14 protein-coding genes are annotated in these 12785 nt (G+C 40.8%); 3 read left to right on the top strand and 11 right to left on the bottom strand.

Features of this window, described 5'->3' with window-relative positions; translation table 11 throughout:
- Positions 1-7: 7 nt before the first annotated feature.
- The 3 genes from comGB to AMD01_RS14470 all read right to left on the bottom strand — a co-directional run bounded on the left by comGB (position 8) and on the right by AMD01_RS14470 (position 2624).
- Positions 8-1045, bottom strand: coding sequence for a competence type IV pilus assembly protein ComGB (gene comGB / locus AMD01_RS24950; protein ID WP_053402139.1), 1038 nt, complete (start codon positions 1043-1045; stop codon positions 8-10).
- Positions 1038-2099: a competence type IV pilus ATPase ComGA gene (gene comGA, locus AMD01_RS14475; RefSeq protein WP_053402138.1), complete on the bottom strand. Its 1062-nt coding sequence runs from the start codon at positions 2097-2099 to the stop codon at positions 1038-1040. The genes comGB and comGA overlap by 8 nt, the downstream gene beginning before the upstream one ends.
- Positions 2100-2237: 138 nt before the next feature.
- Entirely contained in the window at positions 2238-2624 is a 387-nt protein-coding gene (locus tag AMD01_RS14470; protein ID WP_053402137.1) for a Spx/MgsR family RNA polymerase-binding regulatory protein, read from the bottom strand.
- Between the two features lie 192 nt (positions 2625-2816).
- On the opposite strand from AMD01_RS14470, the gene AMD01_RS14465 reads away from it, so the two are divergent.
- Complete coding sequence (locus tag AMD01_RS14465; protein WP_053402136.1) at positions 2817-3512, top strand: helix-turn-helix transcriptional regulator; 696 nt, start codon at positions 2817-2819, stop codon at positions 3510-3512.
- 108 nt (positions 3513-3620) lie between these two features.
- A complete protein-coding gene (locus AMD01_RS14460) occupies positions 3621-3863 on the top strand; it encodes a DUF2626 domain-containing protein (protein WP_053402135.1) in 243 nt (80 codons plus the stop codon).
- Between the two features lie 32 nt (positions 3864-3895).
- On the opposite strand, the gene AMD01_RS14455 is transcribed toward AMD01_RS14460, so the two are convergent.
- Together AMD01_RS14455 and AMD01_RS14450 are read right to left on the bottom strand one after the other, a co-directional pair.
- Complete coding sequence (locus AMD01_RS14455) at positions 3896-5002, bottom strand: class I SAM-dependent methyltransferase (RefSeq protein WP_053402134.1); 1107 nt, start codon at positions 5000-5002, stop codon at positions 3896-3898.
- 25 nt (positions 5003-5027) lie between these two features.
- The gene (locus tag AMD01_RS14450) at positions 5028-5660 is read right to left on the bottom strand and encodes an MBL fold metallo-hydrolase (RefSeq protein WP_053402133.1); all 633 of its coding nucleotides are present in this window, start codon (positions 5658-5660) and stop codon (positions 5028-5030) included.
- Positions 5661-5882: 222 nt separating this feature from the next.
- On the opposite strand from AMD01_RS14450, the gene AMD01_RS23565 reads away from it, so the two are divergent.
- Positions 5883-6056: a DUF2759 domain-containing protein gene (locus AMD01_RS23565; protein WP_083446561.1), complete on the top strand. Its 174-nt coding sequence runs from the start codon at positions 5883-5885 to the stop codon at positions 6054-6056.
- Positions 6057-6111: 55 nt separating this feature from the next.
- On the opposite strand, the gene AMD01_RS14445 is transcribed toward AMD01_RS23565, so the two are convergent.
- The 6 genes from AMD01_RS14445 to AMD01_RS14420 form a co-directional block, all read right to left on the bottom strand.
- The gene (locus tag AMD01_RS14445; protein ID WP_053402132.1) at positions 6112-7218 is read right to left on the bottom strand and encodes an alpha/beta hydrolase; all 1107 of its coding nucleotides are present in this window, start codon (positions 7216-7218) and stop codon (positions 6112-6114) included.
- 125 nt (positions 7219-7343) lie between these two features.
- Positions 7344-8456: a YqgU-like beta propeller domain-containing protein gene (locus AMD01_RS14440; RefSeq protein WP_053402131.1), complete on the bottom strand. Its 1113-nt coding sequence runs from the start codon at positions 8454-8456 to the stop codon at positions 7344-7346.
- Positions 8457-8528: 72 nt separating this feature from the next.
- The gene (locus AMD01_RS14435; protein WP_053402130.1) at positions 8529-9404 is read right to left on the bottom strand and encodes a M14 family metallopeptidase; all 876 of its coding nucleotides are present in this window, start codon (positions 9402-9404) and stop codon (positions 8529-8531) included.
- A gap of 98 nt (positions 9405-9502) precedes the next feature.
- The gene (locus AMD01_RS14430) at positions 9503-11359 is read right to left on the bottom strand and encodes an LTA synthase family protein (protein ID WP_053402129.1); all 1857 of its coding nucleotides are present in this window, start codon (positions 11357-11359) and stop codon (positions 9503-9505) included.
- A 164-nt stretch (positions 11360-11523) separates the two neighbouring features.
- Entirely contained in the window at positions 11524-12498 is a 975-nt protein-coding gene (locus AMD01_RS14425) for an ROK family glucokinase (RefSeq protein ID WP_053402128.1), read from the bottom strand.
- Positions 12499-12505: 7 nt separating this feature from the next.
- Entirely contained in the window at positions 12506-12709 is a 204-nt protein-coding gene (locus tag AMD01_RS14420) for a YqgQ family protein (RefSeq protein WP_053402127.1), read from the bottom strand.
- Positions 12710-12785 lie beyond the last annotated feature (76 nt).

Below are 12785 nucleotides of genomic sequence, written 5' to 3'. Positions count from 1 at the left end.
TTACCTCCTATAATGACGACATCGTATTGAAAATTGGCAGCATGATGGAAAGATACATGAGTAGCACAAGAATCCCAATGGCTGAAAACATAAAAGGCTGAATGTATCCCAATACTTTCATAATTCTGGCATGCAATGTTTGCAACAACAATTCACTGTAATCGGAGAGTTCCTGACCTAAATTTCCATTTTTTTGCCCGTGTGAAATAATATAGGTAAGTTCTTTTTGATAATATTTTCTTCGTTGAAAGGTTTCTTCCAAAGAATAGCCCTCAGAAAGTTTCCGCATTAAATCATGCGCTTCTAATTGAAAAAAAGGAAAGTGACTTTGTTTCTCAAATAGAGAAAGAGATTCATAAACGGACAATCCTCCTCTAAGTAAATTACTCATATGAAAGGAAAAGAAATAGGCGTTGAACGTCCGAAGGTATGAACGGAGAAACGGAAGGTAGAAAAGAAACCTCATTTTAAATAAGGGAGACCTTTTACGAAACCACAGAGCGTAAAAAAGGCAAAGTATAACCAGAAAAACGAGGGCTAAAATCATTAGTATGGGCAAGTAAGCTAAAACGCTTAAAAAAGTGGAGGAAAAGGAGTTTTCGTTATCTTCGATGGATCCTTGTAAAGAAGTAAATTGAGGAAGAAGAATTTGGCTCATAATGATCATTACAATACCTAAGAACACCAAAAGAAACAATGGATATTGAATAACCTTTTTTAATTTCTGTTTTTGTTTTGTTTTTTCCATCATCATTCGACCTGCTTCTTTTAGAGAAAACGATAATTCTCCTCTATATTCAGCAAAAAACAAATAGCCTAACACATGATTATGGAAGTGGAGATCACGGAGGACTTCATGCAGTGAATGACCACTTTTGAGCTTAATTAAACACTTCTGTAAATCCCGCTTTAATGGTGGTCGAAAATGAAATTGTAAAAACTCTAAAGCAGTTGATAGCGTATAACCTTTGCCCAACAAATCAGATAATCGTAGCAGAAAAATCGATTGCTCACTCAATTTCCATTTATGATTTCTATTAATCATTACGCACCCATCTACTCAAATTTGAATCATGTACATATCCCAGAGCAATGCCTTTTACTATCGCATCCTTCAGAGTTTTGTAGTTATACGAGGACTCTTCTCCATTCACTTCATGAAGGACCGACATTAAGTTTTTTCCAGTTAAGATTTCATAAATGCTTGCTTGTCTATTTTTTCGACTACGCTTGCAAACAGGATGACAGGGCTCCCCACAAATGGGACAATAGATTTCTAACAGCCGTTGAGCGACCACTCCCACTAAAGTTTGTTCAATTTCTTGATAAGGGACACCAAACTCAAGCAATCTATAGATAGCACCTTTCGAGTCTCTTGTATGCATAGTAGTCAGAACCAAGTGACCAGTTAACGCAGCACGTACAGCTATTTGTGCCGTTTCCGCATCACGTATTTCACCTACCATAATGATGTCTGGGTCATGGCGCAATATAGCCTTTAAACCTGTTGTATAGGTGATGCCTGCCTTTTCATTGACCTGAACTTGCATAACCCCTTCACTTCTTCGTTCAATGGGGTCTTCTAGTGTAATAATATTTCGATTGAACATATTTTTGGATTCTTCCAGTAGCGTGTACAGAGTGGTTGTTTTTCCAGAGCCCGTTGGTCCTGTGAAAATCAATAATCCATGCGAATATTTGAGGAGTGCGATAAGTTTTGTGACTGTGTTTGGAAATAAAGAAAGCTTTTGAAGTGGTGTAAGGTGATTGGAAGGAAGTACTCGAATAACAAGACTTTCTTCATAAGCGGTTGGAAGCGTAGACAAACGAAGGTTAATATAGTCCTCTTGAATTGAAATTTTCAAAGCTCCATTTTGCGGTCTCCTTTTTTCTCCTATGTCCATTCCTCCTAAAAATTTAAAATGAGTAATGAGTCGTTCACATATCCGCTTGCTCATAGACTCTTTAAATACCAAATCATATCCGACCCTAAACTGTACGATAGCGTCTTGTTCTCTAGGTAAGATATGAATGTCTGACACCCTATGTTGATAAGCGTCAGTGATTAAATGTTCAGCTAGCTGTTCAATTTCTTGCAAATATTACTCCTCCCTTGCCTTTTAAATACACAGAAGCACGCGATTGTTTGCTTCTAAAACGTACAGTTCTACATTTATTGACAAATTCCTTCCAAATTTTTATGAAATTATAAAAAAAACGACCTCTATGGTCGTTTTTTAAACTACGCGCATTTCTTTCTCACGTACTTTGCGCTTCACTAAGTTTTTAAGAGCTGATTCATTATAACCGACCACAAGTTTTTTTCCATCTGTCAAAATAGGTCTTCTAAGTAAGCGTGGCTGTTCGATCATTAATTGTACAACTTCTGATAAACTCATTGCTTCAACATCCACATCTAAACTCTTATACTCTTGGCTTCTTTTTGCTAGTAGTTCATCAATGCCTTCAGTCGTTAGCGATAAGAGGTGCATCATTTCCTCGTACGTTGGCGTCTCACGGAACAAATGTCTTTCCTCTACCTTTGCTTGCTCCTCTGACAGCCATTTTTTTGTTTTCCGACATGATGTACAACTTGGATACGTATAAAAAGTTATGTTTTCCATTTTCTCGCCTCCATTAGTTTGTATAATCTTTGTTAAATGTATTGTACACCTTTTGTATAAGTTTTGTATACTATTTTAAATCTTATTTGTGAATTTTTTTTAACATTCCTCTTAAAACGCCTCTATAGTGTTTTATATTCATGACATTTGAACTATAATGGAAAAAATTAGCACTATAGGAGATGATACTGTATGAAGACCACCCTAAAAATCACAAAGGCCCTTGCAGATCCTACACGGTTTCACATCTATGAGTATGTATCACAAGTTCCAAAAGGCTCGCTTGTGCAAGAAGTTTCACAGAAATTCAAAATACATCCAAACGTTGCGCGTTTACATTTAACAAAACTTGAACAAGCAAAGCTACTTACCTCACTGAAATACCAATCTCCAAATGGAGGTCGCCCTAGTCGCTTGTACAAGCTAGCTGAAAAGCCCATCCACCTATCCTTCCCAACCCGCAACTACGAACTCCTCGCCTCTATCGCCGTTGAAGCGCTCGATTCACTAGGTGAAGTTGGGCATGAAGCCTTATTTGCGTATGCGTATGATTTTGGAATTAACTACGTAACACTCTATTACCCTCAAAGTATTGAATCTAGCCGTCCTTTATCAATTGATAAGAAAAAAATTTTATTTGTGGAAGCAGCAGGAAGTCTTGGGTTTACAGCAGCTTTCGATGAACAGCATGAACAGCTTGTTTTTTCTGTTCAAAATTCGTTGTTTAAGGAGATTTCCTTTTCAAATGACGATCTACCAAAGGAATTTCACGTGTCTCTTTTGCAGGGAATTGTGGACGCCATCTTTTTCGATCGCTCTCTTACAGCAGTTGAACCCATACCAGAATGCACTCACACATATGCCTACACGCTTTCTTCGATTAATTAAATGAAAACGCTTATTTACAATTGTGTGAATTTTCCTTTATAATTAAGGGAGCATTTTACATACGAGGACTTTTACACAAGGGGAATTCTGTAAAAGGGGGAGAACAGCGTGGAACGAATGTACCGTGTATTGGGATTTTGGACGGCTATTTTTGCTGTTATGTTCTATCTTGGACACATGGAAAAGGCGGCTCTACTTTTTCTCGGTCAAACTGGTTTTTTTGTCTTTTTAAGTTTCTTAAAATTATCTGAGCGCATGTATATCTATGTTTTTGGCGCTTATTTGACCGTTTTCTTCGTTGGCTTCACGTACTGGTCGACATTCATGATGATCCCAGGACAAGGGGAATAAAAAACAGCGGAAGCATTTGCTTCCGCTGTTTTTTATTGATGAAGAAGTTTTTTCCACTCTTCGCTTGTGAGAGAAAGACCTTTTTGTTGCAAACATACGTGAAAGTAGCTGCTAATCCCGCCGTCCATGACAAGCTGGCGCACAGCGCGATTTTGCTTGCTTTCACGAGAAAACGGATCAGGATTCGCCGTTGGAACGAGGAGCTTTAATAATCCAGCTTCTGCGAGGAATTGGTCCTGACGTAAAAAATCAACGAGTTGAAGCCCTTCCTCATTTCCCTTTTCGATAAGGGTATGAAATGGGATGTGTGAGGTCAGATCCATATCACCGGGATGCTTCAGGGGATCACGAACAAGCTGATGCTTAAAATATCCCCTGAGGCTGCCGCTATGACGCTCTGGCGTTTCCCACTCCTCCCTTACATATCCATAGTCAAAGGTGAACACCATTGCCCGTTCTGTATGCTCTGCGAGGTAGGTAATCATCTCAAGCATGACGAGCGGGATTTCAATGCGCTGCTGTTCAGATAGCGTGACGTCGTATACTTCCATATACTCTGCGATCTCTTCGTTCGCTAACGGATGATAGACCTCGATTAACTCATCGTGTTCTGTCATGGAAACAAACACCTCATAAAGCGCTCCGTCTAGCTTTTGTACAACGTGTACAGGAAGCGCATCAAACCATTCATTTGAAAAAATAATTCCATGGAATGAACGGTGATCAAAAAAGGCCATGAGGTGATCATGAAACTGAACGCGACCATCCTCGGCTCGTTCCCTGTGGTCCGGGCTTTTCTCAATCACATGATAGCGAAGGGAATTGTACGTATTCGGTGACATTTCTTTCCATTCGTCTAGCACCGCTTTAAAAAAAGCGCCGTCTCCACCACCTATTTCACAAATCTCTGGTGCAACAATCTCCTGTTCTACAAGCCTTGCGAATAGTCTTGCCATTACTTTTCCAAACACCGGGGAGTAGTGGCTGGTCGTTAAAAAATCCCCGTTTCTGCCGATTTTTTCACGTTCCTTCATGTAATAGCCGCACTGAGGATGATATAAAACGGTGTTCATGTACGCTGCATATGTGATGCATTGCCTAGGAGCATTTCGAATTTGCTGTTTCAAAATGTCGTTCATTGGCACTCCCCTTTAGTTCACTGATTTAAAATCCGTTCAAAAACGGATTTCCGTCCATTTCCTCTTCTACCGTCGTCTCTTCACCGTGTCCAGATAATACAAACGTATCCTCTGGAAGAGTGAGAAGCTTATCATGAATAGACTTCAACAGCTGTGGTTCATTTCCTCCTGGTAAATCGGTTCTGCCGATGCTGCGAGCGAAAAGGGCATCACCTGATACGACCCAGCGCTCCTCTGCAAAGTAAAACGATACGCTCCCAGGCGTGTGTCCAGGCGTTTCTAAAATTTGAAACGTGAAGCCGCCAATCGTTTGCTCGCCCTCTCCTTGGATCAGATCAGTTGCTGGTTTGGCGGTAATTTCGCCCAGTGGGAAAAAGCGAGAGCCGTTTAGCTCAGGATTTGTTGGCCATTCTTTCTCTAGTCGGTGCAAATGTACAGGAAGGTTGTAGCGCTCTCGCACTTCATCCACTGCTCCGATGTGATCAAAGTGAGCGTGTGTTAATAAAATGGCAAGCGGCTTTACTTTATGCTTTTCGATCGTTTGAAACACTTTTTGTGCTTCGCCTCCTGGATCGACGATTAAGCATTCTTTTTCATCATTAATAAGAAAATAGCAGTTTGTTTGTACTGCGCCTAACGGAATACGAATATACTTCATGTGTTCTCCTCCAATTTCACTATGTATTACTTCATATTTTACTACAAAGCTCACTTCTTAGAAAATCGTTCGCATCTTGACCTTCTCTCCCTACGATAAAAAGGCATTTTTCACCTCGACAAGATATAGGAAAACCATTAAAATAAATACTAGTTAGAAAATTTTTGCAAATGCTCATCTACGAAAAGAAAGCGCTAACTATTGATTGAAAGGAGACTCATAATGGGAACTGTCATTATCTTTGGTTTAATAGCTCTTCTTGGATTATTTGCAACCGTCTCAGCGTTCCGCAATAAAAACTTTCTCGGCCTAGCTTTTTCAGTTGCAACCCTTGCCGTATTTGGATGGTTCACTGTGATGACCGTCATTAATAGCGGATATCCTGTAGTTCACTAATACTTCTTCAGAATGTGCACATACAAAAAGACAAACCCTCAGGTTTGTCTTTTTTCTATTTTCGTACGCTTCCGATGCTCCGAACAACCTTCGCAATCTCTTCCATGCAATCTTCTGCCTGCGGGTAGACGCCCATTTTATCGATGAACGCGTGATCCATCCCCTTGTAGCGAATAACAGAGGTTGAAACGCCCGCTTTTGTAAGTCGCTTGGCGTATTCTTCAGCCTCTAAGCGCAGATAATCATATTCCGATGTTACAATTAACGTGTCTGGTAGACTCTCTAGACGCTCTGCAAGCAGCGGTGATAGAAGAGTATCTGTAATAGGATGATCTCTACAGTACAGACGACTTAGAAGCTCTCCTCCGTTTTCCATTCCGATTAAGTCCGCTAAAATGAGGTCTCTATGTTCCTCATTTTGAATGTCATAATGGCTGACATCCCACTGAAACAGCTGATCGTTTTTTCGATCAAGCAAAACGACCGGGTAAATGAGTGCTTGAAATTGGATAATTGACTTTCCAGAATTACGATCAAGAACAGAGCAGCCATTCGCTAAATTTCCTCCGGCACTGTCACCCGCTACGCTAATTGCGCCCGAGTGAATACCGAGCTTGTCTGCATGTTCATGAACCCATAAAACAACGTCATAGCAATCGTGGAGCCCAGCAGGAAACGGATGCTCAGGTGCTAACCGGTAATCAACGTTAACAACGACTGCACCTGCACGTTCCGCCAAGAACTTGCAGGCATTTTCTACGACATCGACACTTCCCCCGATAAACCCTCCCCCGTGGAAATAGACGACTGCCGGCTTTTTCTCTTCTTGCGGTGGCGTATAAATGCGAATCGGAATATCACCGCTTCGTCCACTAGCAAACGTATAGTGGACTTGAATCGCAGACGTTGTCACATCCGTATTTGGAAACCCCATACTCTTACGAATAGCCTCAATTGAGACGTCTTCAGCTGATTCTTCCTTTTTTTCTTCTCTAGCTGCACGTTCCTTCCGCTTCATTTCATACACGCGTGGATCTAGCTCACCGCTCTTTCTCGTATCTGGAATTGGCTTTTCCCAGAAAGAAACGTCCCCAAACTCTCCTTGTGAGGAGGTGTTTTTCAACAAATCTACCCCGTCTTTATATGCTAACTGCTTGCTCATGTGATTCCTCCCATCTCACCATATCATTCTCTTTGTTTGTTCCTAAGATAAACATATCATAATTTTCAGAATACATTCAAACGATAACTAAAAAAGGCACATGTCATCGCATGTGCCTCGTTCGTTTAGGAGCTGAAATTGGCGAGAATCCGCTTCTCTTTTCTGGTTAAATCCATAATTTCTTCTAGCTGATAGCCGTATAACGCCATCGTTCCATCAGGTGATAGTTTAAAAGGAATATTGTCTACGCCTTTAAAAAGTCGTTTCATTTTACCGTCTTTAAGTGAAAACGACACCATATCAAAGCCGCCTTTGTATTCACTTGCATCTCCCTTTTGATACGGAACGTACGTGTAAAAGACCTCTTGACGAGAATCAAACTGACTGTAAGGAAGGAGCCATCCTGAGAAGTTAGAAAGCACCGGCGCAGAAAACTGCTTCATTTTATGCCACTTGGAGGAATAAAACTCATACGTCCCATTCTTTTCTTTCTCCGAGTCTTCCATTGCTTTTACCGCCAGAAGCGTTTCTGGAAACATAGAAAACGTCCCAACTCCTTTTTCAAGCGTTGTCGTTTTACCTGTTTTCATGTTCATTTTACGAAGAGGCGCCTGAAGACTTTGTTGATCCTTCTTCCAATCTAGATACACCACTTCTTCCCCGTTCAACCACTGTGCGAACGGCTGTGGAATGTCGATTTTCTGTTTCGTATGCTTTTGGATATTGATTAAATACGTATTAAACGACCAATCTTCTCCGAAACCTGTAACGATGAGCTCGCTTGGCTTGGTCGGATTCCAGGAATATTGAATATCAAACGAATGAAGCGTAACGGAGTGAATTTCGTTTCCCTTTTTATCCAAAAAAAGCAATGATGCTTCTTTCTCTGACTTGCTTGTATAAAGAACGAATCTCGTATGGGAAGGATTCGCTTGCAGCGTAATAACTTTTTGAGGCGTTTTAAAAAACTCTTTTTTACTTCCGTTGTATAAATCATATAAAAAGATCGTTGAGATCCCGTTATGGTTTTCAATGTAAAACACGTGCCGATTATCATACCAATCAGCAAATGTATAGAAAGACGAATTTTGCACAGAAATTATTTTCACGTTCTGTATTGTTTGATGCGTAGTCGACTGATCTTGTTTTTGAGGATCTTTTTTAGTAGATGATTGTTCACACCCTGCTAAGAGTACGACAATTAATAGAAAAGCATATAGGATATATCGTTTTTTCACGTTTACTCACCTTTAATTTTTGTCCTTCTATATGCTAACACAGGAATCCCAATTGAAACAGCAATATCCCATTTATTTTGTTTGAATAGTAGCCAAAAGAATGCTCCGTGTTTCGCGATATATCTCCGGATACTGAGACAGAGGGAGAGGATTGACACCTTTGCCAAGCTCAAGCGTAAAACCAGGGCGACTCCACTCATGAATGAACCAATCCTTATACCCTGCGTGGCTGTCGACATTTCGCACGGACTTATAGCTGCTTACATCTGTAAGCTTTGACGCAATGCGTTCTGATTCTTCAGGTTCTTTGCCAAGATATCCCCAATAAAACTCCTTGCCCTGCGTATGAAGGGCGACCACACGATCAAACTGATAACGTTTTGTAAGCTCTGCCATTGCCTGTACCTCAGGCTCTGTTAACGGCTCTTCACCAGGATAGTCCCGCGGATAAGGCTCCTTTGGAATTTTCCGTTCTTTCTCAACATCCCAATAAGCGGGAAACTGATTGTTCAGGTCTATGCCTCTTATATTTGCTTTCCATCCTGTAAAGTCATCAAAGTCTCGATTGACGTATTGTACGAGAGAATAATAGGGTTCTACTAAGGGAGGTCCGTTCAGCACTAAGTTTACGCCGTCGGGATTCACCATCGGTACAACCGATAGCGTCACGCCTCCGTCACGTTCCTCGCTTTGTTTCATTCCTTCTGCATACTCTTCGATAAACTGCATGAGAACATTTGTCGTGATCCATTCATTCGCATGAAACGATCCGTTTAGGTGAACAGAGCGCTCACCCTTACCGAGCAATACGTGAAAGATCGGATAGCCAAGGACGCTCCTGCCAATGACTTCAAGCTTCATAAAAGGATAGCGGTATTGTAATACATACAAATCGTGAACCATTCGTTCATACGTATAGGGAATCATTGAATTCGTAATGCGGGTCATTTTCTCCTCACCTCATTCATATCTTTGTTTATTTATATGTTAAATGAAGGAGCTTTCATGAGTTTTTCCCGCACGTTTCTATTCATCGGTCTATATTATTAGTTGTAAAACCGAAGTAAGTCACCATAAATAATTTTGTCGGAATACTCGAGTTCTTTTTTCGCTTGATTCATATACGGCTTACAGAAGCTTTTATCAACTTCTTTTTTGGTATGCTGATTGTAGCATTTTGTATCCGTATATAAGTAGTCGTTTGTAATAAAACTACCGTTGCGTAGAACCGTCACGTTGTTAGCAGGAAGGGAAAAGAGATTATGACCAAACCGAACATCTCTCTCATCCGAAATGCCGAGCAGATGTAAAATCGTTGGCTTAATATCAATTTGTCCCGCTACGTTTGTAATCGTCCCCTTATAGCGGTCTCCTGGAATATGAATAATAAACGGCACGCGCTGTAGCTGTGTGGATAAAAAAGGCGTCACCTTTTCTCCCATGTATTGTCCCATTGACACTTGATGATTGTCTGAAATACCATAATGATCTCCGTAAATGATAATGATTGAATTATCATACAACCCATCTTGTTTCAGCTTCGTAATGAAATGCTTCAGCGCTTCATCCGTATAACGTACGGTCGGAAAGTAACGGTTTAGCGTTTTACTGTCAGACGTATAAGGTGCAATATACTGATCCTCCAAGCCGAGCTGAAATGGGAAGTGATTGGTAAGCGTAATAAATTTGGCGTAAAACGGTTGCGGCATATACGTCAAATATTCCATTGACTGATCAAAAAACGGAATATCCTTCAGTCCCCACCCAACGGAATTCTCGGGCGTTACATCATAATCACTTAGGGAAAAGAAACGATCGTATCCAAACTGTGGATACATCATATCCCGGTTCCAAAAGCTTTTATTGTTTGCATGTAAAACCGCCGAATAATAGCCGTGGCGCTTTAGGATGGTCGGCGTTGCATAATACTTATTGCCTGCATGCGTAAAAAAGACCGACCCGCGACCGAGCGGATAAAGGGAATTGTCCACTAAAAATTCAGCATCGGACGTTTTTCCTTGCCCTGTTTGGTGATAGAACTGATTAAAGTAGTAGCTTTCTTTTATGAATTGGTTCAAAAATGGGGTAATCTCCTGGCCATTGACCTTTTGATTAATCACAAAGCTTTGCGTGGATTCCATTGAAATGACGATTACGTTTTTACCCTTCGCCACGCCGAACAATGAATCCTTTTTTTCTTCGTGATTTCCTTGCATATAATTTTGAATCTCCACAAGCTCACTGCTATCAGCAAGCGCTCGCTGTGCTTTTGATTTTGATTGAAGAACCGCATCGTACACGTGGTAATTGTACGTGCCAAGGTTTTTTACGAGGATTTCCCGGTCAAATGTCCTCGTTAAGAGCTCCGGACGCTCTACTTCAGATAACACTAGGTTCGTACTGAATACGACTAGTACACATGTATAAAAGGCTGCTTTCATTTTCAAAGGCACATGAAACGCAGACGTTGATTCTTTTCGCTTCCATCTGCTCACAGCCCATAAAAGAAGGACATCACTAAATAAAAGAAAATCACTAACATTCAAAAGCTCTGCGACGCTTCCTCCTAAGTCTCCCATATTGCTCATTTGAAACAGCACGGGAAGCGTTAAAAAATCGTTAAAAAAGCGATAAAAGATCACATTCGCCGCTAATACGAATGATGTAAGAAAGCTTGCGATAATTATGTACCGATGGTGAGCACGCTGGCTTTTAAAAAAGAGCGAGAAGCCAAATAGAATAAGTAAAAAGCTCAGCGGATTTATAAATAAAATAAGTTCCTGATGCCAGTTTTCAATATCAATATCAAAGCACGTTTTATACACAATGTAAGTCTTGATCCAAAGTAATAATGCAGCGAATCCTAAAAAAGAAAATTTCCGTACATCCTTTTTTAAGCGCATAGGTCTCCTCCTTCCGATCTTCCCTCTGCTTCGTTCAGAAGGGTATCTTATATAGAATGACCTTAATGCGCTCATTTCTTACATCATTTGTATGTTTTTTCATGCACATTTCCTAAAAAAAAGAAAAAGCGAACCCCACTAAAAGGAGTTCGCCTCATATTTCATTAGTTTCCGCCAAATTTATGACGTGCTAACCATGCTCCGCCAATGACACCTGCGTCATTTCCAAGCGTTGCAATAGTTAATTCCGCACCGTCTGCGACACGTGGGAACGCAAACTTATTGAAGTATGCCGTAACAGGTTTTAAAAGCGTGTCGCCAGCTTTGGATACGCCGCCACCGATGACGATTTTTTCAGGATTTAAACCGTTTGCAATGTTTGCCAACGCTAATCCTAAATGAAATGCTACGTGATCCACCACTTTAAGAGCTAACGGATCGTTCTCTTTTACAGCATCGAATACAGTTTTAGACGAGAAGTGTTTTTCATCGTTATACAAATCTCTCAGCACGCTTGGTGTAGACGTGTTAGCGATTTCTTCAAGTGCCACACGAACGATTCCTGTAGCAGATGAAATGGTTTCTAAGCAACCTGATTTCCCACAATTACAGCGAGAACCGCCTTCTGGAATGGATGCGATATGACCAATCTCACCAGCTGCGCCGTTCGCACCGTGAACGATTTGACCATTCGCAATCACACCGCCGCCTACGCCTGTACCTAACGTAACCGCTAGCAATTCTTTCGCACCTTCTCCGGCACCTTTCCACATTTCACCGATTGCAGCAATATTTGCATCGTTATCAACGACAACAGGTAGGTTTACTTCCACTTCTAAAATATCTTTTAACGGGAAATCTTTCCACCCTAAGTTAACCGCTACATCAATGGAACCGTTTGCGGCATTGACCGGACCTGGTGCTCCAATTCCAATACCAAGAAGTCTGCTTTTCGGTTCATTAATTTCCTCTAGCTTTGTTACAACTGCTTTTGCGATCTGAATGGGAATTTTGCGTCCGTTTTCAGTTTTATCCGTTGGGACTTCCCACTTGTAAAGGATTTCACCGTAGTAATTAATAAACGCCATTTTAATTGTTGTGCCACCTAAGTCGACACCTACTAACCATTTTTCATCCATCGTATATTCATCCCTTTTTATCTTTTAATAGTTGTCGTTCACGTCGAACGATTAAGATTGCCATTTGATAGTCTTTCACATCAAGAAGCTGAGAGCTATATAGCTCCCTCAGCTCATCTTCCATTATCTCTAAATCAGCGATACGATCGCCTACATAGACGAAGATACCAAATGTTTTTAAAAGTTGTTGGACATCATAAAAAGTTTTCATTTAGTCACCTATCAATGCTTCATAAGCTACTAGTACATTACTAGAGTATAAAAGAACCTATCCCTTCGTCAAGAAT

Origin of the sequence: Priestia koreensis, from assembly GCF_001274935.1 — a bacterium.
GTDB classification, from domain to species: domain Bacteria; phylum Bacillota; class Bacilli; order Bacillales; family Bacillaceae_H; genus Bacillus_AG; species Bacillus_AG koreensis.
This window is presented reverse-complemented; position numbering and strand designations above follow the sequence as displayed.